27 protein-coding genes are annotated in these 24,753 nt (G+C 69.9%); 14 read left to right on the forward strand and 13 right to left on the reverse strand.

The window, feature by feature from the left end:
* Window positions 1–4: 4 nt before the first annotated feature.
* The 6 genes from hemQ to hemE all read right to left on the reverse strand — a co-directional run bounded on the left by hemQ (window position 5) and on the right by hemE (window position 4,665).
* Complete coding sequence (gene hemQ / locus FSY98_RS06090; RefSeq protein ID WP_144874897.1) at window positions 5–682, reverse strand: hydrogen peroxide-dependent heme synthase; 678 nt, start codon at window positions 680–682, stop codon at window positions 5–7.
* A 73-nt stretch (window positions 683–755) separates the two neighbouring features.
* Entirely contained in the window at window positions 756–1,061 is a 306-nt protein-coding gene (locus FSY98_RS06095; RefSeq protein ID WP_186307560.1) for a hypothetical protein, read from the reverse strand.
* Window positions 1,048–1,455 carry a phage holin family protein gene (locus FSY98_RS06100; protein WP_144874899.1) on the reverse strand — a complete coding sequence of 136 codons (408 nt, stop codon included), beginning with the start codon at window positions 1,453–1,455 and terminating at the stop codon, window positions 1,048–1,050. Before FSY98_RS06100 ends, FSY98_RS06095 begins: the two co-directional genes overlap by 14 nt.
* A 1-nt stretch (window position 1,456) precedes the next feature.
* Window positions 1,457–1,870 carry a hypothetical protein gene (locus FSY98_RS06105; protein WP_144874901.1) on the reverse strand — a complete coding sequence of 138 codons (414 nt, stop codon included), beginning with the start codon at window positions 1,868–1,870 and terminating at the stop codon, window positions 1,457–1,459.
* Window positions 1,871–2,047: 177 nt separating this feature from the next.
* Complete coding sequence (locus tag FSY98_RS06110; protein WP_144874903.1) at window positions 2,048–3,556, reverse strand: NAD(P)/FAD-dependent oxidoreductase; 1,509 nt, start codon at window positions 3,554–3,556, stop codon at window positions 2,048–2,050.
* 86 nt (window positions 3,557–3,642) lie between these two features.
* On the reverse strand, window positions 3,643–4,665 hold the full coding sequence (hemE, locus tag FSY98_RS06115) for a uroporphyrinogen decarboxylase (RefSeq protein ID WP_144874905.1): 1,023 nt from the start codon (window positions 4,663–4,665) through the stop codon (window positions 3,643–3,645).
* 62 nt (window positions 4,666–4,727) lie between these two features.
* Here hemE and FSY98_RS06120 point away from each other — a divergent pair, with 62 nt between their 5' ends.
* The 3 genes from FSY98_RS06120 (at window position 4,728) to FSY98_RS06130 (ending at window position 7,235) form a co-directional block, all read left to right on the forward strand.
* Complete coding sequence (locus tag FSY98_RS06120; protein WP_144874907.1) at window positions 4,728–6,038, forward strand: glutamyl-tRNA reductase; 1,311 nt, start codon at window positions 4,728–4,730, stop codon at window positions 6,036–6,038.
* A gap of 229 nt (window positions 6,039–6,267) precedes the next feature.
* Window positions 6,268–6,609, forward strand: a complete 342-nt coding sequence (locus FSY98_RS06125; protein ID WP_144874909.1) for a response regulator — start codon at window positions 6,268–6,270, stop codon at window positions 6,607–6,609.
* 50 nt (window positions 6,610–6,659) lie between these two features.
* A complete protein-coding gene (locus FSY98_RS06130) occupies window positions 6,660–7,235 on the forward strand; it encodes an HhH-GPD-type base excision DNA repair protein (RefSeq protein ID WP_144874912.1) in 576 nt (191 codons plus the stop codon).
* Window positions 7,236–7,268: 33 nt separating this feature from the next.
* Here FSY98_RS06130 and FSY98_RS06135 read toward each other — a convergent pair whose 3' ends face one another.
* The gene (locus FSY98_RS06135) at window positions 7,269–8,654 is read right to left on the reverse strand and encodes a glycine--tRNA ligase (RefSeq protein ID WP_144874914.1); all 1,386 of its coding nucleotides are present in this window, start codon (window positions 8,652–8,654) and stop codon (window positions 7,269–7,271) included.
* 77 nt (window positions 8,655–8,731) lie between these two features.
* Window positions 8,732–9,424: a GNAT family N-acetyltransferase gene (locus FSY98_RS06140; RefSeq protein ID WP_144874916.1), complete on the reverse strand. Its 693-nt coding sequence runs from the start codon at window positions 9,422–9,424 to the stop codon at window positions 8,732–8,734.
* Window positions 9,425–9,576: 152 nt separating this feature from the next.
* Here FSY98_RS06140 and FSY98_RS06145 point away from each other — a divergent pair, with 152 nt between their 5' ends.
* On the forward strand, window positions 9,577–11,046 hold the full coding sequence (locus FSY98_RS06145; RefSeq protein ID WP_144874918.1) for a peptide MFS transporter: 1,470 nt from the start codon (window positions 9,577–9,579) through the stop codon (window positions 11,044–11,046).
* A 57-nt stretch (window positions 11,047–11,103) separates the two neighbouring features.
* Window positions 11,104–12,546: an MFS transporter gene (locus FSY98_RS06150; RefSeq protein WP_186307561.1), complete on the forward strand. Its 1,443-nt coding sequence runs from the start codon at window positions 11,104–11,106 to the stop codon at window positions 12,544–12,546.
* 31 nt (window positions 12,547–12,577) lie between these two features.
* Here FSY98_RS06150 and FSY98_RS06155 read toward each other — a convergent pair whose 3' ends face one another.
* The 3 genes from FSY98_RS06155 to FSY98_RS06165 form a co-directional block, all read right to left on the reverse strand.
* A complete protein-coding gene (locus FSY98_RS06155; protein WP_144874920.1) occupies window positions 12,578–13,501 on the reverse strand; it encodes a serine hydrolase in 924 nt (307 codons plus the stop codon).
* 188 nt (window positions 13,502–13,689) lie between these two features.
* Window positions 13,690–15,654, reverse strand: coding sequence for a M13 family metallopeptidase (locus FSY98_RS06160; RefSeq protein ID WP_144874922.1), 1,965 nt, complete (start codon window positions 15,652–15,654; stop codon window positions 13,690–13,692).
* A gap of 59 nt (window positions 15,655–15,713) precedes the next feature.
* Entirely contained in the window at window positions 15,714–16,271 is a 558-nt protein-coding gene (locus tag FSY98_RS06165; RefSeq protein ID WP_144874924.1) for a DUF1992 domain-containing protein, read from the reverse strand.
* Window positions 16,272–16,361: 90 nt separating this feature from the next.
* On the opposite strand from FSY98_RS06165, the gene FSY98_RS06170 reads away from it, so the two are divergent.
* Window positions 16,362–17,681, forward strand: a complete 1,320-nt coding sequence (locus FSY98_RS06170) for an MATE family efflux transporter (protein WP_144874926.1) — start codon at window positions 16,362–16,364, stop codon at window positions 17,679–17,681.
* 134 nt (window positions 17,682–17,815) lie between these two features.
* Entirely contained in the window at window positions 17,816–18,124 is a 309-nt protein-coding gene (locus FSY98_RS06175) for a hypothetical protein (RefSeq protein WP_144874928.1), read from the forward strand.
* Between the two features lie 46 nt (window positions 18,125–18,170).
* Here FSY98_RS06175 and FSY98_RS06180 read toward each other — a convergent pair whose 3' ends face one another.
* Entirely contained in the window at window positions 18,171–18,848 is a 678-nt protein-coding gene (locus tag FSY98_RS06180) for a TrmH family RNA methyltransferase (protein ID WP_144874930.1), read from the reverse strand.
* Between the two features lie 70 nt (window positions 18,849–18,918).
* Here FSY98_RS06180 and FSY98_RS06185 point away from each other — a divergent pair, with 70 nt between their 5' ends.
* The 6 genes from FSY98_RS06185 (at window position 18,919) to FSY98_RS16650 (ending at window position 22,840) form a co-directional block, all read left to right on the forward strand.
* Window positions 18,919–20,202 carry an Nramp family divalent metal transporter gene (locus FSY98_RS06185; RefSeq protein ID WP_144874932.1) on the forward strand — a complete coding sequence of 428 codons (1,284 nt, stop codon included), beginning with the start codon at window positions 18,919–18,921 and terminating at the stop codon, window positions 20,200–20,202.
* A gap of 52 nt (window positions 20,203–20,254) precedes the next feature.
* The gene (locus FSY98_RS06190; RefSeq protein WP_144874934.1) at window positions 20,255–20,557 is read left to right on the forward strand and encodes a hypothetical protein; all 303 of its coding nucleotides are present in this window, start codon (window positions 20,255–20,257) and stop codon (window positions 20,555–20,557) included.
* A 39-nt stretch (window positions 20,558–20,596) separates the two neighbouring features.
* Complete coding sequence (locus tag FSY98_RS06195) at window positions 20,597–21,229, forward strand: metal-dependent transcriptional regulator (RefSeq protein WP_144874936.1); 633 nt, start codon at window positions 20,597–20,599, stop codon at window positions 21,227–21,229.
* Window positions 21,230–21,292: 63 nt separating this feature from the next.
* A complete protein-coding gene (locus FSY98_RS06200; RefSeq protein WP_144874938.1) occupies window positions 21,293–22,102 on the forward strand; it encodes an HAD-IIA family hydrolase in 810 nt (269 codons plus the stop codon).
* A gap of 1 nt (window position 22,103) precedes the next feature.
* Complete coding sequence (locus tag FSY98_RS06205; protein WP_144874939.1) at window positions 22,104–22,670, forward strand: YdeI family protein; 567 nt, start codon at window positions 22,104–22,106, stop codon at window positions 22,668–22,670.
* Window positions 22,667–22,840 (forward strand): hypothetical protein, encoded by a 174-nt coding sequence (locus FSY98_RS16650; protein WP_186307562.1) that lies wholly within the window; start codon window positions 22,667–22,669, stop codon window positions 22,838–22,840. Before FSY98_RS06205 ends, FSY98_RS16650 begins: the two co-directional genes overlap by 4 nt.
* 103 nt (window positions 22,841–22,943) lie before the next feature.
* Here FSY98_RS16650 and FSY98_RS06210 read toward each other — a convergent pair whose 3' ends face one another.
* Window positions 22,944–24,110 carry an anhydro-N-acetylmuramic acid kinase gene (locus FSY98_RS06210; RefSeq protein ID WP_144874941.1) on the reverse strand — a complete coding sequence of 389 codons (1,167 nt, stop codon included), beginning with the start codon at window positions 24,108–24,110 and terminating at the stop codon, window positions 22,944–22,946.
* A gap of 210 nt (window positions 24,111–24,320) precedes the next feature.
* On the opposite strand from FSY98_RS06210, the gene FSY98_RS06215 reads away from it, so the two are divergent.
* Window positions 24,321–24,650 (forward strand): hypothetical protein, encoded by a 330-nt coding sequence (locus FSY98_RS06215; RefSeq protein WP_260857370.1) that lies wholly within the window; start codon window positions 24,321–24,323, stop codon window positions 24,648–24,650.
* Window positions 24,651–24,753: the final 103 nt, after the last annotated feature.

Here is a 24,753-nt window from a genome sequence, read left to right on the forward strand (position 1 = left end):
AGACCTACTGCAGCACGTCCGCGATCTCGTCGAAGCGGAGACGGCGGCCGGTGTAGAAGGGCACCTCCTCCTTCACGTACAGCCGCGCGTCGGTGTATCGCAGGTCGCGCATCATGTCGACGAGATCGGTGAGCTCGTCGGCCTCCATCGGCAGGATCCACTCGTAGTCGCCGAGCGCGAACGCGGCGACCGTGTTCGCGATGACACCGGTGAACGCCGCACCCTTGCGCCCGTGGTCGGCGAGCATCGTCCGGCGCTCGCCCTCCGGCGCGAGGTACCACTCCGGCGTGCGGACGAACGGGTACAGGCACAGCCAGTCCTTCGGCTCGACGCCGCGCAGGAAGCCCGGGACGTGAGAGCGGTTGAACTCGGCATCGCGATGCACCCCCATGACGTTCCACACGGGCAGCAGAGTGCGCAGCAGTTCGGTGCGGCGCAGCCGCCGCAGCGCACGCTGCAGCTCCTCCGCCGTGTCGCCGTGCAGCCAGACCATGAGGTCGGCGTCGGCCTTGAGTCCGGAGACGTCGTAGAAGCCGCGCACCGTCACGCCGGAGTCCTCGATGTACGAGACGATCGTCTCGAGCTCGGTGGAGTCGGCCTCTGTCACCGGGGCGTCGGGGTTGCGTCGCCACACGGCCCACAGAGTGAAGCCGGACGGGTTCTCTTCGTGCTCAACGGACATGTGATCCAGTCTGCCCTCTTTTGCGCGGTGGTGGCGAACCGCCGGAACCCCTGCCGGGCGCGCAGAGCGTCGCTCAGCGCGAAGCGGCCCTCGCGGCGACCCAGACCACGCCACCGACGACCACGGCCAGTGCGACGGCTGCGGCAGCCGCTGCCGCAGGGTTGCGATCGGCGAAGACGCGGGCCTTCGCGATGGCGCGCTTCGACGCGTTGTCGATGCGACGAGGGAAGTTGCCCTTCACCTCGATCGCGGCGAGCGCGGCCTTGAGTTCGGCTCGCGCCGACTCCCGAGCGTCGACGATCCCCGCAGGCACCGCGGTCTTCGGCAGCGTGTCCATGGTGGGCGCCGAACGGCGCCGAGAGATCTCAGAGTTCGTCATCGCCGGCTTCCTTCACGATTCGGATGTCCTCGCCGACCGCCTGTGCGGGATTCTGACGACGGAGCACCTTGCGGAACTTCACGATGCCGAGCAGCGCGAAGAGCAGCACGGCGAGGATCAGGATGCCGAGCACGGCCAGCGCCGACAGCCATACGGGCCACCACGACGACAGCCCTGCGATGGCGAACACGAGGATCACCGGCACGGCCCAGAAAAGGAAGAACAGCGCGACGAGGAACCAGACAGAGCCGATGCCGGCATCCTTCGCGACCCTCGAGACCCAGGTCTTCGCCGAGTCGATCTCGGCCTTCACGAGGTTGCCGATGAGCTCGGGCAGGTCGCCGATCAGCGACAGCAGGCTGTCTTCGGCGCGATCGCGGTATCCGCGAGCCATGTCAGCTCCCGGTCTTCGCAGACGACGACGTCGAGGACTTCTTGACCGCAGGCTTCTTCGAAGCGGGCTTGTCGGCCCCGGCCTTGGCCTCGTTAACGGCGTCCTCGGTCGCGTCGACCACGTCTTCCGCGGCCTTGCGGCCTGCGGCGACGGCCGAGTCGAGTCGCTGGCCGGCGCTGCCGTTGCCCGTGGCCGACTTCGCCACCTTCTGCACGCCGTTCCAGATGGCGCCGGGGACGGCCGCAGCCTTGTCTCCGATGAAGCCCTTCGCCTTCTCCACCTGCTCCTGCACCGGGTCGAGCTCCCAGACCTTCAGCCATTGCGTCTTGATCTGCTGGTAACGCTCGCGCCCCGCGCGGCTTCCGAGCACGTATCCCACGCCGAGCCCTACGACGAGTCCGATCTTCCCCTTCATGGGGTCTCCTCACGTTGTTCCGGTATGAACGCCCTCGGGCGAACCGGCGGCTCGGCGCCGCCTGACAGGTGTCCAGAGTAACGCCGTATGCCGTTTTCGGCATCTATCGGGGGGAGGGTTGACAGATCGGCGTCGAGCGGTCAGGGCAGCGACCCTCGCGGGTCTCGCCCTGTGCGATCAGCCCCAGAGCAGGGCTCGGCGCAGGCGATCGGCCTCCTCGACCGCGTCCGGCACGACCTGAGCGAGACCCGTCCCCGCGAGCCAGGCGCCCACCGCGGCGAGTCCGGGAACGGCCCGGACGGCCGCGCGCGCAGCATCCCGGCGGCTGCCGGATCCGATGAGGGAAGCAGGCTGCGCCTGCACGAACCGCGAGCGGTGCGCGGCGACCAGGTCGTCGTCTCGCAGGACCACGCCGAGCAGGTCGGCTGCCTCACGGAGCGCCAACCGCGCCGCCGCGTCATCGTCCAGCGCGGCGGTCGCCGCCGGCTCCCCCTGGGCGCCGAAAGACACGCGCACGACGTGACGATCCCCGGCGGCCTGCCGCACCCACTCCCACTTCGCCGTCGAGTGCGTGAGCGCCTTCGCCGTGTGGCTTCCGGGAACGGTGAGGACGCCGGTGCCCCGCGGAGCGCCGGAGAGCGCCGACGCCCGCAGCAGCAGTGTGACGATCTCGATCTCCGGAGCGGTCGCCGTCGCGGTGGACGCGAGCGCCGGTGCCGCGGTGCCGAGCAGCTCGCGCGCCACGGGCTCCGAGGTGGCGACGACGATGCCGTCGGCCGCGAGTTCGGCGAGGTCAGGCGTCTCGTCGCCGACCGCGTCGGTCGTCAGCATCCACCCGTCATCCCCGCGGGAGACGCTCGTGACCCGCACGCCGGTGCGCACTGCTCCGCCCAGCTTCTCGATGTCGGTGACGAGGGCGTCCGCGAGCACCGACATGCCGCCGACGAGGCCCTCCACGGCCGCGCCGGGCGTCTGCGCCTTCGCCGCACGAGCTGCGCCCTCGTCGCGAAGCGCCTGCACCGCACCGGACAGCGACCCGACGCTGGTCAGGGCGGCGTTGAGCCCGGGGGCCGCCACATCGACATCGACGTCGTCGGGCGAGGCCGAGTAGACCCCGGTCGTGACGGGGGCGACGAGACGATCACGCACCTTGGCGCCCATCCGCGAGGCGACCAGCTTCCCGAGACTGTGGCTGTGGCCGATCGTCAACGGCGGGCGGACCCGGTCGAGGTACGCCCGCCACACGCCCGACCAGCCGATCACGCGACGTACGTCCTCCTGGAACGGGTTGCTCGGGATGCCGAGGATTCCGCCGGCCGGCAACGGGGCAGCACCGACACCGGGGATACCCGAGACCCAAGCCCCACCGGCTGCGGGCGTCACGATGCGGTCGGCGAGGCCGAGCTCCGTCACCAGCGCACGCACGTGTCCGCCGCGGGTGGCGTAGCTCTCGGCACCGGCGTCCAGAGCCACCCCGTCGAGCTCCGCCCGCCGGATCGCTCCGCCGACGGCATCCGACGCCTCCAGCAGCGTGACGCGCATGCCGACCTTCACGCACTCGCGCGCGGCGATGAGTCCGCCGACGCCGCCGCCGATCACGACGACGTGGCGGTGCGAGGCGAGCTCGGCCAACTCCGCCGGATCGGGGCGGGGCGTCTGTTCGGAGGACACGGGCTCAGGACTCATGGCCTCAATCCTCCCACCGCCGCCTGAGCGGCCGGTCCGCGCGGAGCCGTGGATTCAGACCCCGGTCGGCACGCGGCGCCTCGCCCTCAGAGCGAGTGGACGAGCTCCACGATGCGGGTGAGCTGATCCGGATCGGTCTCGGGCGGGACGCCGTGTCCGAGGTTCAGGATGTGACCGCTGGCCGCGCGGCCCCGCTCGAGCACGTCGCGGACGTGCGCCTCCAGCACCGGCCACGGCGCCGACAGCAGGGCCGGATCGATGTTGCCCTGAAGCGCCGTGTCCGGTCCGACGAGCCGCGCGGCTTCGTCGAGCGGCATCCGCCAGTCCACGCCGACGGCGTCGGCGATCCCGCCGAGGCGCATGTCGGCGAGGAACGGACCGGTGCCGACGCCGAAGTGGATCGTCGGGATGCCGATGCCCTGCAGCGCCGTGCGCGAGTGCGGAGCCACGAAGGCGAGGTAGTCTGACCGGCTCAGCGAGCCGGCCCAGGAGTCGAAGAGCTGGACGACGGAAGCGCCCGCATCGCGCTGAATCTCGAGGAAGCGGCGCGACACCTCGGCCAGCCAGCCGGCGAGGCGGTTCCAGGCATCGTGGTCGGCGTGCATCATGGCCCTGGCGCGCAGATGCTCCTTCGACGGCCCGCCCTCGACGAGATAGGCGGCGAGAGTGAAGGGGGCCCCGGCGAATCCGATCAGCGGCGTCTCGCCCAGTTCCGCCGTGACGATGCGGACGGCCTCGGCGACGGCGTCGCCGTCGAGGGATGCGGGGTCGATCGCCGTGATGCGGTCGACATCGGCTGCAGTGCGCACCGGGTTCGCGAACACCGGTCCGCGGCCGGGTTCGATCTCGACGTCGACCCCGGCGAGGCGCAGCGGGATGACGATGTCGCTGAAGAACACGGCCGCGTCGACGCCGTGCCTCCGCACGGGCTGCAGCGTGATCTCAGCGGCGAGCTCCGGCGTGAGGCAGGCGTCCAGCATCCGCGTGCCGACCCGCAGTTCGCGGTACTCGGGCAGCGAGCGCCCTGCCTGTCGCATGAACCAGACGGGAGTGCGATCGGGGCGAGGTCCGGTGAGGGCGCGCACCAGCGGAGCATCGGGAAGAGCCATGGCTCCATCCTCCCATCCCGCGCGGAGGGCGACCTGTCCGTCAGGAGGGGTAGACTCGTGGGGTGCTGCTGTGTGTCACGGCGAGTCACAAGACCGCCTCCTTCGAACTGCTCGAACGCCTGAGCCGCACCCCCGACGACGTCGCCTCCACCGTGGTGGACGCTGCGTCGTGCGTGCAGGGTGCGGTCGTCCTCGCGACGTGCAACCGATTCGAGGCGTACGTGGAGATGGACGAGCCCGTCACCGCCGCGGGCGCCATCGGCGTCGAGGCCGTGCTCGAAGCAGTCGAATCCGCCACCGGCATCAGCACCGCGGAACTCGACGGCGCCTACGAGGTGCACTCGGGCCGTCACGTCGCCGAGCATCTCTTCTCGGTCGCCTCGGGTCTCGAGTCCGTCGTCTCCGGCGAGGGCGAGATCGCCGGCCAGGTGCGCCGCGCACTCAAGGCCGCCCGCAAGGACGGCACCACCTCCCCCGAGCTCGAGCGCCTCTTCCAGCGTGCGAGCCAGGCGCAGCGCAAGGTCAAGAACGTCACAGCGCTCGGCCGCGCCGGCCGGTCGCTCGTGCGGCTCGCCCTCGAGCTCGCCGACAGCCGCATCGCCGACTGGTCGGCCGAGCGTGTCCTCCTAGTGGGAACCGGCGCGTACGCCGCGGTCACCCTCGCCACGCTGCGGGAGCGCGGCGCGGTCGACATCTCGGTCTATTCGCCCTCCGGCCGCGCAGAGAAGTTCGCGGCGAAGCACGGCATCCGCCCCGTCGCCCACGCCGACTACGCGCACACCGCTCGGCACTCGAGCCTTCTGATCACCTGCACGACGGCGACCGAGGAGCCGGTGCTGACGCCGGCGCATCTGCAGGCGAAGTCGGGCGTCGCGCCGACCGGATGCCCTGTCGGCGTGCACGGCCAGCTCGTGATCGACCTCGGCATGCCTCGCAACGTCGACCCCGCCGTCGCGGCTCTCGAAGGCGTCGCCCTGCTCGACCTCGAGACCATCAGCCTGCACGCGCCGCTCGAGGAACTCCAGGCGACGGATGCCGCGCGCACCGTCGTGCGTGAGGCCGCGGACACGTTCCACGTCGTCGGCAGTCGGCAGAGCGTGACTCCGTCGGTCATCGCGCTGCGGTCGCACATCTTCTCGCTCCTCGACTCCGAGATCGAGCGCGCACGTGCTCGCGGAGACGAAGACGGCAAGGTCGAGCAGGCCCTGCGGCACCTCACCGGCGTGCTGCTGCACACGCCGACCGCTCGGGCCCACCAGCTCGCAGCATCCGGTCGGGCGGACGACTTCGCCGCCGCTCTCGCGACCCTCTACGGCATCGACCCGATCGAGCCGGCGCAGGCGTCTCTGGACGACGGCGCCGCAACCGCCTGATCGCTTCTGCGCCGACAGGCACCCGAGCTGCACCTGCCTGCACCGAGCCGCACCTGCCTGCACCGAGCTGCACCTGCCTGCACCGAGCCGCACCTGCCTGCACCGAGCAGGCGACCGCGGAGTTCTCCACGGTCAGCGCGATCAGGCATGCGCCGGCCGCTCCCCGCATCCGAATGCTTCATATCGTCGATCCCCTGACAAGCGCGGCTCACTCGCGCAGACTGGGAGGATGCTCGTGTCGCCGGACCTCATCGGAATCGTCGTCGCCCTCGCGGCCTTCTGCGCGTCGGTGCTCGGCGGCGTCCGCATCATGCTCGCCCGACAGACCGCGGCCCTCGAAAGCCGCTTCGACCGGATCGACGCGCGTTTCGAGAAGGTCGACGCGCGTTTCGAGAAGATCGATGCGCGTTTCGAGAAGATCGACGCGCGTTTCGAGAAGATCGACGCGCGTTTCGAGCACCTCGAGGAGAAGTTCGACGACAGGTTCGTGCGCCTCGAGGAGGAACTGTCCGGAGTGAAGGTCGCGATCGCCCGTCTCGAGGGTCCTCTCCCCCGGTTGCAGCGGCTCTGACCGCGCCGAGCGGCCCCGCAGCACGGGCATCGCCCTGCCACACTGGAGCCATGGCCCTTCACATCACCGGAGACACCGCCGAAGACGCTCTTCTCACTGACAATCCGCTCGCCCTCCTCGTCGGAATGCTGCTGGATCAGCAGATCCCCATGGAGACGGCGTTCTCCGGCCCGCTCAAGATCGAGCAGCGCACGGGTGCAGCCGATGCCGCATCGATCGCACGGATGGACCCCGACGAGTTCCTCGAAGCCTTCAGGACGAGCCCCGCGGTGCACCGCTTTCCGGGGTCGATGGCCGCACGCGTGCAGACGCTCTGCCAGGACATCGTCGACAACTGGGGCGGTGACGCCTCCGCCCTGTGGACCGACGGGGATCCCGACGGGACCGAGGTCCTGCGGCGGCTCACTGCCCTGCCCGGATTCGGCGAGCAGAAGGCCAGGATCTTCCTCGCCCTGCTGGGCAAGCAGTACGGCTTCACCGGCGCAGGATGGCGCGAGGCAGCCGGCGCGTACGGGGAGGAAGGCTCGTTCCGCAGCGTCGCCGACATCGTCTCCCCCGAGTCGCTCACCAAGGTGCGCGAGCACAAGAAGGCGATGAAGGCCGCTGCCAAGGCGGCCAAGGCCTGAGAGTGGACGGGGGCCGGTCGACCGGCCCCGCGCTCAGGCTCCCTTGAGGCGCGCAGCCAGGTAGTCGTGGAGCTCGTCGATCGAGACGCGCTCCTGCGCCATCGTGTCGCGGTCGCGCACCGTGACGGCACGGTCGTCGAGCGAATCGAAGTCGATCGTGACGCAGAAGGGGGTGCCGATCTCGTCCTGACGACGGTAGCGGCGGCCGATGGCGCCGGCGTCGTCGAAGTCGACCGCCCACGATCCCCGAAGGGTGTCGGCGACCTCGCGAGCGAGCGGCGACAGACGCTCGTTGCGGCTCAGCGGCAGCACGGCCGCCTTCACCGGCGCGAGACGCGGGTCGAGTTTCAGCACCGTGCGCACGTCGGTGCCGCCCTTGGCGTTGGGGACCTCTTCTTCGACGTACGCATCGACGAGGAAGGCCATCATCGCGCGGGTCAGACCGAACGACGGCTCGATCACGTACGGCGTGTAGCGCTCGCCCGACGCCTGGTCGAAGTACGTCAGGCTCTGGCCGGACGCCTCGCTGTGACTCGACAGGTCGTAGTCGGTGCGGTTGGCGACGCCCATCAGCTCGCCCCACTCCTTGCCCTGGAAGCCGAAGCGGTACTCGACGTCGATCGTGCCGGCCGAGTAATGCGCCCGGTCGTCCTCCGGCACGTCGAACTGGCGCATGTTGGCGGGGTCGATGCCCAGGTCGATGAACCAGTTCCAGCACGCCTCGACCCAGTGGTCGAACCACTGCGGCGCCTCGGCGGGCGGCGTGAAGAACTCGATCTCCATCTGCTCGAACTCGCGCGTGCGGAAGATGAAGTTGCCCGGCGTGATCTCGTTGCGGAACGCCTTGCCGACCTGACCGATGCCGAACGGCGGCTTCTTGCGGCTCGCGGTGAGCACGTTCGAGAAGTTCACGAAGATGCCCTGGGCGGTCTCCGGACGGAGGTAGTACAGACCGGACTCGTCGTCGACGACGCCGAGATAGGTCTTCACGAGGCCCGAGAAGTCCTTGGGCTCGGTGTACTGGCCCTTCGTGCCGCAGTTCGGGCACGGCACGTCGGCAAGACCGTTCTCGGCCTTGCGACCCTTCCGCGCCTCGAAGTCCTCGACGAGGTTGTCGGCGCGGAAGCGCTTGTGGCAGCTCAGGCACTCGACGAGAGGGTCGCTGAACGTCGCGACGTGGCCCGAGGCCTCCCACACGCGCTTGGGCAGGATGATGCTGGAGTCGAGGCCGACCATGTCGCCGCGGCCGCGCACGAACGTCTGCCACCACTGCCGACGGATGTTCTCCTTCAGCTCCGTGCCGAGGGGTCCGTAATCCCACGCGGACCGCGAGCCGCCGTAGATCTCACCCGCCTGAAAGACGAACCCGCGATGGCGGGCAAGGGCGATGACCTTGTCGAGACGGGACTGTTCGGCCACGGTGGCTCCAATGGTCGGATGCGGAAGGAAGCGGAGAGACCCGGGAATCCAGGCAGGTCAATCCTATCCGCGCCGGATTATGCCCGCGTGAACAGGTACCCGCGGTCGACGTCGAAGCCCGCGATCTGCAGACCGCTGCCGAGCAGCCCCTCCATCTGAGCGCGCAGACGCGTGCGCCATTCGTGCGCGGCGGCGGGATCCGACTCCCGCATCGCCTCGATGTCGGAGGGGATCTCGAGCGTCTCGACGACCAGATCGGATGCCGGAGGCTTCGCGATGTCAGCGAGCGCCCACTCGACATCGAGGCGGTCGCTCTCGTCTCCGGCATCCCCTCCCCCGAAGATCCCGTACCGGTTCACCGAGTAGCCGGTGACACGCGCGCCGAGCACCGAGAGGAAGAAGTGCGCGTTGCGGGCGACGAGCGGGTCGTAGGTCCATGTGATGCGCCCGACATCGCGCGAGAACGCCCACTGGCGCTGGTGCTCCTTGAGTTCACGCCCCCAGCCGCGTCCGCGATAGTCGGGCAGGAGCGCCGTGATGTGCGAGTGCATCGCACGGCGGGCGGGAGCTCCGAAGAACGCGATCGAGGCGCCGACCATCCGCTCTTCGCCGCCGTCGCCGTCGAACAGGCCGACGACGTAATTGCCGGACTGCTGCAACGCGCGCAGCGTGCCGGCGTCGATGACGCGCTCGGGCCCGCGGATGGAATCCAGCAGGCTCTGCGCGTCGATGATCAGTTCAACGGTGTCGAGGTCACGGATGGTTCGCACCCTCACAGTCTGTCCCCGATCGCGCCGGTCGCGAAACCCGCGCACGGGGTGTCAGCGGTTCGGCATCCCTTCCCCGACGTCAGCGCGCCGCTGCACCGCGCTCGTCCGCCCATCGAGCGACGTCGACGGCGCGCGCGGAGTAACGTTCACGCATGGGCACCGCAGAGAAGACCAGCGCGAGCGACCGGTCGGACACCCGGTTCTTCGGCCAGCCGTGGGCGCTCGTCCACGTCTTCGGCGTGGAGATGTGGGAGCGGTTCAGCTTCTACGGCATGCAGGGCATCCTGCTCATCTACCTGTACTTCTCCGTCACGGAGGGCGGGCTGGGCCTGTCGCAAGCCGTCGCGGGCGGCATCGTCGGCGCCTACGGAGGCTCCGTCTACCTGTCGACGATCCTCGGCGCCTGGATAGCGGATCGGATGCTCGGCTCGGAGCGCGTCCTGTTCCTGAGCGCGATCGTGATCGTCGCAGGGCACGTCGCCCTCGCCCTGTTGCCGGGGTTCCTCGGCGTCGGGGTCGGACTCGTGCTCGTCGCCCTCGGCTCCGGCGGCCTCAAGGCCAACGCGACGTCGGTCGTCGGCACGCTCTACAGCGCCGATGACACGCGACGCGACGCCGGGTTCTCGCTCTTCTACCTCGGCATCAACCTCGGCGCCTTCCTCGGACCGATCCTCACCGGCATCCTGCAGTCGACCCTCGGCTTCCACTTCGGCTTCGGCCTCGCCGCGATCGGCATGACCGCGGGACTCGTGCAGTACTCGTTCGGCCGCAAGGCGCTGCCCGACGAAGCACGGCGCGTCCCCAACCCGCTCCCGCGCCGCCGCTACCCGCTCGTGGCGATCGTCGCCGCGGCCGCGATCGTCGTGATCGCCGTGCTCGTGCTGCTCGGCGTCATCAGGGCCGACAACCTGTCGACGATCGTGATCGTCGGCACGGTCGTCGCTGCGATCGCCTACTTCGCGGTGATCCTCGTCAGCCGCCGCATAGACGCCACCGAGCGCTCGCGCGTGTGGGGCTTCCTTCCCCTGTTCATCACCAGCGTGGCGTTCTGGTCGCTCTACCAGCAGCAGTTCACGGTGCTCACCGTGTACTCCGACGAGCGTCTCGACCGCAATCTCTTCGGCTTCGAGATGCCCGTGTCGTGGGTGCAGTCGATCAACCCCGTCTTCATCATCATCCTGTCCGGCGTGTTCGCGGCCGTCTGGACGCGTCTCGGCGCGCGCCAGCCGTCGACCCCGGTCAAGTTCGCGTTCGGAGCGATGATCATGGGCGCAGCCTTCCTGCTGTTCCTGCTCTTCGCGAACGGCAGTCCGAACTCCACGCCGCTGCTCGCGATCGTCGGCATCCTGCTCGTCTTCACCATCGCCGAGCTGCTCATCTCGCCCGTCGGGCTCTCGGTGACCACCAAACTCGCCCCCCGGGTCTTCCACACCCAGATGGTCGCGCTGTTCTTCCTCTCCGTCGCGCTCGGCACCGCCATCTCGGGATGGCTCGTGCAGTTCTACGACCCGAAGAACGAAGTGCCCTACTTCTCGATCCTCGGCGGCATCGCGATCGCCGTCGGCGCCGGACTGCTCCTCTCGGTCAAGCCGGTGCGGAAGCTCATGAAGGGCGTCAGCTGACACCCTCTGGTCGCCCGATCCCGCCCCGACCCTCGGAGCCGCCGATAGCCTGAAGGGATGGGAGAGACCGACGATCGTGCGCCCGACGAACTCTCCCGGAAGATCCCCCGCTGGGCGATCGTCGCGGTGCTGGCCTTCACCGGTCTGTGCGCGTCCTTCATGTTCACGCTCGTCGTGCCCCTGCAGGCGGAGCTCCCCCGACTGCTGAATGCCTCCCGCGAGGACACCACGTGGGTGGTCACGATCACGCTGCTCGTCGCGGCGGTGGCGACCCCGATCTCCGGACGCCTCGGCGACATGTACGGCAAGCGCCGGGTGGTGATCGTGCTGCTCGGCCTGCTGATCGTCGGCTCGCTGATCGCCGCGCTGTCCGGTTCGATCGTGGGCGTCATCATCGGGCGAGCGCTCCAGGGCGCCGTCACCGGCGTCGTCCCCCTGGGCATCGCGATCATGCGCGACGTGCTGCCGTCGGAGCGCCTCGGCACGGCCGTCGCCCTGATGAGCGCCACGATGGGCGTCGGGGGTGCGATCGGGATGCCGGTGGCCGCCCTGCTCGCCGAGAACGCCGACTGGCACTGGCTGTTCTGGCTCGCCGCCGGCCTCGGAGTCATCGGCCTCGTGCTCGTGCTGCTCGTCGTCCCTCAGGATGTGCTGCGGTTCCCCGGCCGCCTCGACGTGCTCGGCGCCGTCGGGCTCGCGATCGGCCTCACCGGCATCCTGCTGTTCGTCTCGCGCGGAGCCGAGTGGGGCTGGACCGCTCCGCTGACACTCGCGAGCATCATCGGCGGTGTCGCCGTCCTGCTCGTCTGGGGCTGGTACCAGCTGCGCACCGACGACCCGCTGCTCGACCTCCGGGTCGCCGCGCGCCCCGCCGTGCTGTTCACCAACATCGCGGCGATCGGCACGGGCTTCGCGATGTTCGCCTCGAACGTCACCTTCCCGCAGCTGCTCGAGATGCCCGTCGGGACGGGGGCCGGCTTCGGCCTCGACATGGTGTCGGCCGCGCTCGTGATCATGCCGGCTGGGCTCGTGATGATGGTCATCTCGCCGCTCTCCGGATGGCTCGAGAGAACCGTCGGGCCCCGGCCGCTCTTCACGGTCGGCGCTGTCGCGATCGTGCTCGCCTACGTGTCCGTGCTGCTGTGGTCGAGCGAGGTGTGGCACATCTTCGTGGCCAACGTGCTCATCGGCGTGGGGATCGGCTTCACCTTCGCCGCCATGCCGATGATCATCATGCGGTCGGTGCCGGCGAACGAGACCGGTGCCTCGAACGGACTCAACGCCCTGTTCCGCTCGGTGGGCACATCGAGCGCTTCCGCGGTCATGGGCGGCGTCCTCGCGGCGATGAGCGTCGACGTCGGCGGGGTCGCGGTGCCCACCCGCGCAGCGTTCGACGTGTGCTTCTGGCTCGCGATCGTCGCGGGCATCGTGGCGGTCGTGCTGTCGCTCTTCATCCCCCGTCAGCGCGCGGACGAGCAGCATCCGTCGCTCCCCGCCTGAGCGCCCCAGGGCGGGGCGCGCCCCGGTGGGTCTAGTGGGTGTACTCCATCAGATCCACCCCGAGCACACGGAACACGTCGTGCGCCCGCAGCCGATGGGTGATCGACAGATCGTCGAAGCAGACGATGAGAGCGTAGGCGACACCGGCCCGGGGACCCGCGAGCACTCCCGCCTCGGCGCGCACCCCCCGGTCGCGGCCGGTCTTGTTGATGAACAGCAGGCCGTGCGGGTCGAGATCGTGGGCGAAGGGATCGAGCCCTGTCGACGCCGCCACGAGGCTGAGGTCCTGGTTCAGGCTGAGCCACTCGGAGACCTGGGCGCTCACTGCGACCCCGACCGCTTGCGAATTCACGAGGGCCGAGAACAGCCCGGCGAAGTCCCTGGCCGAGCCGACCGCCACGTGCGGGGCGTCGTCGGGTCCCCGCTCGTCGCGGAACCGGTCGAGCAGGGCGGTGCGACGCAGACCCAGCTGCTCGATGCGCTCCCGCACACGGTCGTGACCGACCCGGCTGAGCAGCGCGTTGACCGCGATGGGGTCTCCGGATGTCGCCGCGAGCACCGCGAGATCTTCGAGAGGCAGGGCGGGCGCGTGCAGGTGACGCCAGACACCAGCCGTCGAGACCGCATCGACGGCGGATCGCTCCACGATCTCGAGCGGATCGAGAGCGCCCGACTCGAACGCGGCGGCGACCTCGATCAGCAACGGGACGACCCCGAGACCCGCGACGGGCATGGTCACGTGATCATCGCCGGCGAGCACGTGCACATGGCTGTCGAGGTCGACCACGTGCACCGAGACCTGGGCCCCCGCGTCGGCCAGCTCCTCGAGCACCCGCAACGTCGAGGCGAAGGACCGGCGACCTTCGGCGGCGCGGCGGGGCAGGCGGCGTCCTGCTCGCTGGGAGCGGCGCAGCGAGGCCAGGGGAGGCCCATCGAGAGGCTCGGGAGCGCCCACGCGTGATCCTTAACAGGGGTCGGATTGGCGGGATGCCGGGGGGTCGCGCCCCACAGCACGGATATCGTAACCCCGGCGGCCGAGGATGCCCTACAGACGGCGGTGATCGGTCATCAGAACGTCACACACCCGTCAGCAGGACACCCTCGCCGGGGTCGCTCTCGGCAGGCTGAGCCGTGCGATCGGAGTCACCAGATGGTGACGCGGGACCCCTCCGGCAGCCACAGAGCGTCGCTCTCGCGCACGTCGAACGCCTCGTAGAACGCGTCGATGTTGCGCACGATCTGGTTGCAGCGGAACTCGTTCGGCGAGTGGGGGTCGATCGTCAGGAGGCGGAGCGTCTCGGCATCCCGGCTCTTCTGCTGCCATACCTGGCCCCAGGAGAGCAGCAGCCGCTGCACCCCGGTGAGCCCGTCGACGACGGGCGCCTCCGCACCGCCGAGTGACAGCTCGTAGGCCCTCAGCGCGATGCCGAGCCCGCCGAGATCGCCGATGTTCTCACCGATCGTGAGGGCACCGTTCACGTGGTGCTGAGCATCGAGGCCCTCGGGAACCAGTTCGTCGTACTGCGAGATGAGCGCCGCGGTGCGCTCCTCGAACGCCGCACGGTCGGCATCCGTCCACCAGTCCTCGAGCTTGCCGTCGCCGCCGTACCTGCTGCCCTGGTCGTCGAAGCCGTGCCCGATCTCGTGACCGATCACGGCACCGATGCCGCCGTAGTTCGCCGCAGCGTCGCGCGAGGCATCGAAGAACGGGTACTGCAGGATCGCCGCAGGGAAGACGATCTCGTTCATCAGCGGGTTGTAATAGGCGTTGACCATCTGCGGCGGCATGTACCACTCGGTGCGGTCGATCGGTTTGCCGACCTTGTCGACGTTGCGATCGTGCTCGAAGATCGCCGCCCGACGCACGTTGCCGAATAGGTCGGCGCGATCGATCTCGAGCGACGAGTAGTCGCGCCAGACCTCGGGGTGACCGATCTTCGGGGTGAAGGCGTCGAGCTTCGCGAGCGCGCGCTCGCGGGTCTCGGCCGTCATCCACTCCAGATCGGTGATGCTCCGGCGGTACGCCTCGATGAGGTTCGCGACCAGCTCGTCCATCGCGGCCTTCGCCGTCGGCGGGTAGTGCCGCTCGACGTAGACCTTGCCGATCGCCTCGCCCAGCGCCCCCTCGGTGACCGAGACGCCGCGCTTCCACCGCTCGCGGATCGTGGGGACGCCGGTGAGCTCGGTGCCGTAGAAGGAGAAGTTCTCGTGCACGATCTCATCGGTGAGGTACGGGGCGGCCGCGTGCACGACCTGCGCTCGCAACCAGGCCTTCCAGTCGTCGAGCCGGTCGGCCGTCAGCAGCGTGCCGAGCCCCCCGATGAAGCTGGGCTGGTAGACGACGGCCTCGGTGAAGGCATCGGGATCGTGCGGCGCGACCGCTTCGCGCCACGGCGTCAGGTCGACGCCGGCGAGCGCCTGAATCTCGTCCCAGGTCTTGAGGTTGTAGGTGGCGACGGCATCCCGGCTGCGCACGTTGTCCCAGTGGTGCGCGGCGAGCTCGCCCTCGAGGGCGATGGAACGGTCGGCCTGCGCAGCGGCATCCGCGATCCCCACGAGGCCGAACAGGCGCTCGAGGTGGGCGCGGTACGCCGCCCGCGTGCCCTCGAAGGTCTCGAGCCGGTAGTAGCTCTCGTCGGGCAGCGAGAGACCCGACTGCACGAGGAACGGCACGTAGCGTTCCGGGTTGCCGGGGTCGGGCTCGATGAACAGGCCGATCAGGTGAGCGCGCCCGTCGCGGTCGTAGGCGCCGACGGTGCGGAGGAAGGCGGACACGTCATCGATCGCCTCGATCTCGGCGAGGGTGGCGGCGAGCGGCGACACTCCAGCCTCGGCGATGCGCTCGGTGTCCATGAAGCTCGCGAAGAGGTCGCCGATCTTGCGGGCAAGGGTGCCGTCCTCGGCATCCTGCGACTCCTCGATGATCGTGCGGACGTCTTTCTCCGCCTGTTCGGCCAGCAGGTGGAAGGATCCCCAGCGCGCCTTGTCACCCGGGATCTCGGTGCGCGCGAGCCACGCCCCGTTGACGTGGCGGTACAGATCGTCCTGCGGACGGATGTCGGAGCTGAACTCGGAGGTCTCAAGGCCAGAGGGAAGCACGTCGGTCATGCGTCCAGCCTATGCGGGGGTCCGACATCGGCGGCGGGGATGTCGCCGATGTCGCGAGGTCAGGCCTTGCGGCGCAGACGGAAGCGCCGCCGACGCGGCTCGTCGGACGCCGGAGGGGATGCGGCGGCGGAGCGAGCGGAGCGTCGCTCGTGCCACGCCGCGACGGTGGCGTCGACGTCGCGGGGGGCCGTGACCACGGGCGGCCCTCCCTGCAGTTGACGGCGCGCCTCGATGACGCGGCGGTTGAAGTCCTCGAGCACGGAGCGCACGTCGTCTTCGCGTCCGAGCAGATCGAGCTGCGCGTCGAGCTCGCGGTCCTCGGTGCGGAGCATGATCGCGGGCGGGCCGAGGCCGGTGAGGTTCTCGGCCTCGATCTTGCGGCGGATCCACCAGTCCGGATCGTTGTGAGCGCCCAATCCCTCGATCGGCTTGCCCGCGCCGGGCAGGTCGTCGAAGTCGCCGCGGCGGATGGCGACCTGGATCGCCGATTCGATGAACGCCGCGCGGTCGACCGCCGCGGCAGCACCCGGGGTCGTCGTGACCCGGGTCGCCTCGTCACCCTCGTCGGCCTGCCTCTGCGCGCGGTACCTCGCCGCGGCCTCCCGTGGATCCGTCATGACGCACCTCCGTGCCTCCGTGCTCCTTCAGCCTAGGACGGCGCGAACCGGTAGGGGCCGCTCGTCGGTGCCACCCCATAGGCTCGGAGGATGACCGGGCGCACCCTCAATCGCGAGATCCTGCGCCTCGCGGTGCCGGCGCTCGGCGCCCTGATCGCCGAGCCCGCGTTCCTCATCGTCGACGCGGCTCTCGTCGGCCACCTCGGCACCACTCCCCTCGCGGGTCTGGGCATCGCCGGAGCGGTCCTGCAGACGATCGTCGGCCTCATGGTCTTCCTCGCCTACTCGACGACGCCCGCGGTCGCTCGCCACTTCGGCGCGGGCCGGCCGGGCGACGCCGTGTCGGTCGGCGTGAACGGCATGTGGCTCGCCCTCGGGCTCGGCGCGGTGCTGGCGGCCGCCGGTGCCGCGTCGTCGCCGTGGCTCGTGTCCCTCTTCGGCGCGAGCGAGGCCGTGTCGGAGCAGGCCAACGCCTATCTCGTCGTGTCGATGTGGGGTCTTCCGGCGATGCTGATCGTGTTCGCCGCGACCGGTCTGCTGCGCGGGATGCAGGACACGGTGACACCGCTCTGGATCGCCGGTCTCGGCTTCGGCGCCAACGCCCTGCTCAACGTCGTGTTCATCTACGGCCTCGGCTGGGGCATCGCCGGGTCGGCTGCCGGTACCGTCGTGGCCCAGTGGGGCATGGTCGGCGCGTACGTGCTGGTCGTCCGGCGGCTGGCCGCGAGGCACAGGGCGTCGCTGCGCGTGCAGCGCGAGGGTCTGGGGCGCACGGCGCGCTCGGGCGGCTGGCTGTTCCTGCGCACCGTGAGCCTGCGCGCCGCCCTGCTGGCGACTGTCGGCATCGCGACGGGCATCGGCACCTCCGAGCTGGCGGGCTGGCAGATCGTCTTCACGATCTTCTCCGCAGCCGCCTTCGCACTCGATGCCCTGGCCATCGCCGCGCAGGCGCTGATCGGCAAGGAGCTGGGCGCCGGCGATGAGCAGCAGGTCCACCGGGTCCTGCAGCGCACGGTCGCCTGGGGCGTGTGGTTCGGCGTGATCGTCGGCGCCATCATCGCGGCGCTGTCCGGCGTGTTGGGCATCGTGTTCACGGGTGATGCGGCGATAGCAGCGCTCGTGCAGCCTGCGCTGCTCGCGCTCGCTGTCGCGCAGCCCGTCGCCGGTGCGGTGTTCGTGCTCGACGGCGTGCTGATGGGAGCGGATGACGCCAGATACCTCGCGCTCGCCGGTCTGCTGAACCTGGTGCCCTTCCTCCCCGCCCTGTGGATCATCGCCGCGACCGGGGTCGACGGCACGGCGGGGCTGATCTGGCTGGCCGTCGCCTTCTTCGGCGTCTACCTGCTCGCCCGCCTCGCGACCCTCGGATGGCGCGTGCGCTCCGGTCGCTGGGTGTCCGCAGGAGCGTGATCCCACGGCGGTCCCCTCCTGCACATGTCCACCGCGAAGAACGCTGTTCACAGACCCCGGAGTTTTCCGGGATACAACGTCGGAGCAGCTCGCGCCGCCCTGCATCATCGAGGGACACTGAAGGGATGCTGGGGATGAACGAACCACAGGTGTGGACACTGATCGGCGTCTTCGCGGCGGGGATGTGCGGCACGATCACTCTGGTCGCGACGATGTTCGTGCGCATCATGAAGACGGAATTCGCGAGCGTGCGGAGCGAGTTCGCGAGCGTCCGGAACGAGTTCGCGAGCGTCCGGAACGAGTTCGCGGGCGTGCGTCGGGAGATGGCGCTCGGCTTCGACGCCGTGCGAATAGAGTTCCAGGCCGTGCACGGCCGCATCGACGCCATCGATCGCGACGTCAACGCGATCTACCGTCACCTCTTCGGCATCGATCGCAGCTGACCGCCGAGGCCGGACAAGCGACTACAGAGGGTATCCGCGTCTCAGCTCAGCCCGCGTACCTCCGGCACCACTCGTACATGATGACGGCGGCCGCGGCGCTGGCGTTGATCGATCGCGTCGAGCCGTATTGCGTGATCTCGATATGGGCGGATGCCGCGGCGAGCGCCTCCGCCGACAGACCGGGCCCCTCCTGCCCGAAGAGCAGTACGCACCGGGAGGGGAGGTCTGCCCGGTCGACCGGCACCGCGCCGTCTACGTTGTCGACCGCGATGATCGGGAGCCCCTCCGACCGCGCCCATTCCGCGAAGGCTCCGACGTCGTCGTGATGCACGACGTGCTGGTAGCGATCGGTGACCATGGCTCCGCGCTTGTTCCAGCGGCGCCGGCCGATGATGTGCACGGTGTCGGCGAGGAACGCGTTGGCGCTGCGCACGATCGATCCGATGTTCATGTCGTGCTGCCAGTTCTCGATGGCGACATGGAACGGATGCCGGTGCGTGTCGAGGTCGGCGACGATGGCCTCCATGCGCCAGTAGCGGTACCGGTCGATGACGTTGCGGGTGTCGCCGGCGAGGAGCAGGTCAGGGTCGTACTGCGCGCCCTGCGGCCACGCGTCCGCTCCGCCCGGCCAGGGTCCGACCCCGTAGCCGGGCTGCGTCGACGACCCGGCGCCGTCGCCCGATCCACGCGGCGCAGGGTTGTCGGAGAGGGGCTGCTCGTGCATCTCGACAGGCTATCCGCTCCGTCTCGCTACGGATATTTAGGGACACCGAAATATCCGCTACGATTTCGGCATGCCTAAAAACGAGCCCGCCGCAACCGCGCCGCCGCGGGTCGGACCCTCCCGGAGCCTCTGGCTGCTGGGCCCCGCCCTCGTCGCCGGGGTGGCGTACCTCGATCCGGGCAACGTCGCGAGCAACATGACGGCGGGCGCCCAGTACGGGTACCTGCTGGTCTGGATCGTCGTCGTCGGCAACGTCATGGCCTGGCTCATCCAATACCTGTCCGCGAAGCTCGGAGTCGTGACGGGGCAGAGCCTGCCTCAGGTGCTGGGCACCCGCATCACCCGACCCTGGGCGCGCCGCGCCTACTGGCTACAGGCCGAGCTCGTCGCCATGGCGACCGACCTCGCCGAGGTCATCGGCGGCGCGGTCGCGCTCAACCTGCTCTTCGACGTCCCCCTGCTGCTCGGCGGCGTGATCACCGGAGCCGTCTCGATGATCCTCCTCACGGTGCAGAGCCGCCGCGGCCCGCGCCCGTTCGAGTTCGTCATCGTGGGACTGATGGCGATCATCACCGTGGGATTCGTCGCCGGCCTCTTCCTCGCCCCGCCGGACCCGGCGGGCGTCGTGGGCGGACTCGTCCCCCGGTTCGAGGACACGGGCTCGGTGCTCCTCGCCGCCTCGATCCTCGGGGCCACGATCATGCCGCATGCGATCTACGCCCACTCCTCGCTCGCCCGCGACCGCTTCGGAGCGGCCGCTGATCATGCGCCGACGGAGGCCGCACGCACCGAGACCTCGCGCATCCGCCGCCTGCTCACCGCGACCAGGTGGGATGTGTCGATCGCGATGCTCATCGCGGGCTCCGTCAACCTCAGCATCCTGCTGCTCGCCGCGGCGAACCTCGCCGGCGTCGCCGGCACCGACTCGCTCGAGGGCGCGCACGCCGCCCTCGCCGTCGGCCTCGGTCCGGTCGTCGCGACGTTCTTCGCGGTCGGCCTGCTGGCCTCCGGCCTGGCGTCCACCTCGGTGGGGGCATACGCGGGCGCTGAGATCATGCACGGACTGCTGCGCGTGCGCATCCCGCTGCTCGCCCGGCGCCTGGTGACGCTCATCCCCGCCCTGGTGATCCTCGGAGTCGGCGTCGACCCGACCCTCGCGCTCGTGCTGAGCCAGGTCGTCCTGTCATTCGGCATCCCGTTCGCCCTCGTCCCGCTCGTGGTGCTGACGGCCCAGAGGCACACGCTCGGCGCCTGGGTCAACCGGACGTCGACGACCGCCGCCGGCGTGATCGCCTCCGTGCTGCTCATCGCGCTCAACGGCGCCCTGCTCTGGCTCGTGCTCACCGGCGCCTGAGGGCGCCTTCGATGCGCAGAGCCGGCGCCCGCCGCCGATTAGGCTCGATGGCATGTCTGCCGATTCCGCGCGCCGCACCGTCCGCATCCTCACCTGGGTCGGACTCGCGACGGGCGTCGCCGGCGGCCTGCTCGTCGCCTTCCCGACGGTGCTGCCGGTCGGCGGCCCGTGGGTGCAGCTGGCGCTCGGCATCGCGACGCTCGTGCTCGCCTTTCGCGCGCGCAAGATCGGGATCGCCGAGATCGAGGGCTTCGACGGGCGACTCTCCCTGTTCGCGGCGCTGCTCGGGTTCCTCGTGGTGTTCTTCGCGGGCCAGGTGGCCTTCGGCATCCTCGTCGCGGTCGCCAATCCCTGACCGCCTCGGCGTCCGACCGGGCTCGCCTAAGCTGGAACGGTGGCATCCCCGGCAGCAGACGACTACCTGAAGACGGTCTACGCGCACACCGAATGGCAGGATGCGCCGATCACCCCGTCTGTGCTGGCGGCGAAGCTCGGCATCGCGCCGTCGTCGGTCACCGAGATGGTGAAGAAGCTCGCCGCCGCTGGTCTCGTCTCGCACGTTCCCTACGGCGCGGTGCGGTTGACGGATGCCGGCACCCGACGCGCACTCGCCATGGTGCGGCGTCACCGGCTGATCGAGACCTGGCTCGTGCAGGAGTTCGGCTACGGCTGGGACGAGGTGCACGACGAGGCCGAGGTGCTCGAGCACACGATCAGCGACCGCCTGCTCGAGGGCATCGACGAACGCCTCGGGCGCCCGCGGTTCGATCCGCACGGCGACGCGATCCCCGACGCGGACGGCACCGTCGAGCGCGAACCGTTCGTGCTCCTCGCCGACGCTCCGGCCGGTCACACCGGTCGCGTGCTGCGGGTCGACGACCGCGACCCGGAGCTGCTGCGCGCCCTGGATGCGCTGGGTCTGATCGTCGCCGCGACGGTCGAGACGATAGCCTCGGGCATCCGACTCGACGGCATCGACGTGGAGCTCCCCGAGGGCGCAGCCGACGTCGTCTGGCTGACCGCCTAGCGCCGGGCGCGGCCGCCACGAGACTGTCACCTCCCGGCAACACTCGCCCCATAGGCTGGGCACATGGGACACCGCGACGACATCGAGTGCTGGCTGACCGACATGGACGGCGTGCTCGTGCACGAGAACACCGCCATCCCCGGGGCCTCCGAGCTGCTCGCCGGATGGGAGCAGAACGAGATCCCCTACCTGGTGCTGACGAACAACTCGATCTTCACGGCGCGCGACCTGTCGGCACGGCTGCGGGCCAGCGGACTCGTCGTGCCGGAGGAGCGCATCTGGACCTCGGCGCTCGCCACGGCGGACTTCCTCAAGCAGCAGCTTCCGGGCGGGTCGGCGTTCGTGATCGGCGAGGCCGGAATCCTCACGGCTCTGCACGAGGCCGGATTCATCATGACCGAGACGGCGCCTGACTTCGTCGTCGTCGGAGAGACGCGCAACTACTCGTTCGAGGCGATCACGAAGGCGATCCGGCACATCAACAAGGGGTCGAGGTTCATCGTCACGAATCCCGACGCCACCGGCCCGTCCGCCGACGGCGTGCTGCCGGCGACCGGTGCGATCGCCGCGCTCATCACGAAGGCGACCGGCAAGGAGCCCTACGTCGTCGGCAAGCCCAACCCGATGATGTTCCGGTCGGCCCTCAACAAGATCGGCGCCCACTCGAAGAAGACCGGCATGATCGGCGACCGCATGGACACCGACATCGTCGCCGGCATCGAGGCCGGTCTGCACACCGTGCTCGTGATGACGGGCATCAGCGACGAGGCGGAGATGCAGAAGTACCCGTTCCGCCCCGACGAGGTCGTCGACTCGGTCGCCGACCTGCTGCCGACGGTCATCGAGTCGATCCCGACGCTCGACGAGGACTGACGTGGGCGCGCTCGACGACGGCGAACGGATCTCGGCAGCGGATGCCGCGGCCTGGCGCGTCTGGCTCGAGCAGAACCATGAGCGCACGGCGGGCGTCTGGCTGCTGAGCGTGCGTGGCCGCTCGACGGGCGTCGGCTATGACGACGCCGTGCGGCAAGCTCTGTGCTTCGGGTGGATCGACGGTCCGGTGCGCACGTTCGACGACACCACGGTCGGCCAGTGGTTCAGCCCGCGACGACGCGGCAGCGGATGGGCGGCGACCAACAAGGTCCGCATCGCCGAGCTCGAGGCGAGCGGCCAGATGGCTCCGGCGGGCGTGCGTGTGCTCGAGGCGGCGCGGGCCGACGGGTCGTGGACCGTGCTCGACGGCCCGGAGGCGGGAGTGGAGCCGCCCGAGCTCACCGCGGCGCTGGATGCCGTGCCCGCGGCGCGCGCGAACTGGGACGGGTTCCCGAAGTCGGTCAAGAAGTTCGGCCTCACACACATCGCGATGGCGAAGCGACCGGAGACCCGGGCCGCCCGCATCGCCAAGATCGTCGCAGACGCGGCGGAGGGGAAGCGCCCATGAACCAGTCCGATCTGCTCTTCCTGGTGCTCATCCTGATCACGTCGACCTCGCTCATCGTGCTCGTCGTGCAGCTCGTCCGCTCGCGCCGCCGTAAACCGGGTGGTGGTGAGGGCGACGGCCGGGCCGGCTGGTGGGAAGGCCCCTGGGACGACGACGACCGCAAGCGCTGACGAGCGCCCCCGCGCCGCCCACCCTCTGCGATCCACACACACGGGTCGTTGAGCGAGCGCAGCGAGACGAAATGCGCGGCCCACCCCTCGAGGTGGATGGCGCTCAGCTCAGCGTCAGGCTCCGCACGGACTCGACCGGCTCAGGCATCCGCAGCGGGCCGCGTCCCGGTGTGATCGTGCCGAGGATGCGGGCTTCGCGGGCGCCCGTTCCCCCCGGCGTCACCGCGGCGACGCCGTGCATCGTGCACCAGCCGATGAGGGCGAACAGGATCGCCTCCTTGCTGTCGACCGGCGCGCCGAGTTCGTCGGCCAGCACCACCTCGACGCCGGGCAGGGCATCCCGGAGCCCCTGCAGGAGGAGCGGATTGTGGCAGCCGCCACCTGAGACCGCGAGGAAGCCGATACCTGCGGCGCGGACGTCCTGCGCGACCGTGCGCACCGTCAGCTCGGTGAGCGTGCGCACGAGGTCGGCTGGGGAGATCTCGCTCCCCCGGCTGCGCCCTTCCTCGACATGCGAGCGGACGTAGTCGAGGTGGAAGTGCTCCTTGCCTGTGCTCTTCGGCGCGGGGAGCGCGTAGTACGGGTCCGCGAGCAGGGCGGTGAGCAGGGTGTTGTCGACCGTCCCGGTGCGCGCGATCGCGGCATCCGCGTCGTAGCCGCGGTCGTCGAGTCCCTCGGCGACGACGACCGCGTCGACGAGCGCATTGGCGGGGCCGATGTCGTAGGCGACGAGGCCGTCGGGCCCGACGACCGTCATATTGGCGATCCCGCCGAGGTTCACGGCCGCCGAGACGCCGGCGCGGTCGCGCAGCAGGAGCTCGTCGAGGAACGACACGAGCGGAGCGCCATGGCCTCCGACGGTGATGTCGCGGACTCGCACGTCGGAGACGACCGGAGCGCCGACGCGCTCCGCGATCCAGGCGGCCTGCCCGATCTGCAGCGTGCCGAGCGCGTGGTCGCCGTCGACCCAGTGGTAGACCGTCTGCCCGTGCGTGCAGACCGCATCGACTCCGCCCACGGCATCGGATGCCGTCGCGGCGACATCGGCGAACGCCTGCCCGATGAGGGTGTCGAGCTCGCACACCTCGGCGAGCGTGGTCTGCGCGGGCGGGAGGGCGGCGACGAGGCGCGCGCGCAACTCGGGGTCGTACGGGACGCTGTCCTCGTGCAGCACGGTGCCGTGCAGCGCCCCACCGTCCTCTTGGAAGTCGACGACGGTCACGTCGATCCCGTCGTGCGAGGTGCCGGAGAGCAGGCCGAGTACGCGCATGAGTGTCCTTCCGCGACGGTGAGCGTCTGACTCCGAGCCTACGGGGGATTTGTTAGGGACGTAAACGGAAACGGCTCACTCCCCCTGCACATCGACGCGCGAATGCCGAGCATCCCCGACGAAGGGCGTCCGCGACTCGGGGCACAGGCCACGCCTCAGGCGCCAACCAGCATTCTGCGAAACCCTCCCGGCCGGCGTCAGAATAGGAGCATGTTCGTGTCCGCAGAGATCATCGCCGTCGTGCTCAGCGCATTCGGCGTCGTGGTGACGCTGGGCACGAGCATGTTCGTGGGCTTCGCTTGGTGCGTGCGCCGGATCGACGCCGTCGACCGGAAGCTCAGCGACAGAATCGACGCCGTCGACCGGAAGCTCAGCGACAGAATCGACGCCGTCGAGACGAAACTCAGCGACAGAATCGACGCCGTCGATATGAAACTCAGCGACAGAATCGACGCGCTCGGCCACGACCTCACCGAGGTGAAGATCTCGGTGGCGCGGCTCGAAGGTCCGGTGCCGCGCCTGCTTACCCGCATGCGCTGATCACCACCCCGGGGGATCGCTGCCATCCAGGTCGGCAGCGTCGGCAGCGTCGGCAGCGTCGGCAGCGTCGGCAGCGTCGGCAGCGTCGGCAGCGTCGGCAGCG

The sequence above is a fragment of the Microbacterium sp. 1.5R genome (assembly GCF_007667425.1).
Taxonomy (GTDB): domain Bacteria; phylum Actinomycetota; class Actinomycetes; order Actinomycetales; family Microbacteriaceae; genus Microbacterium.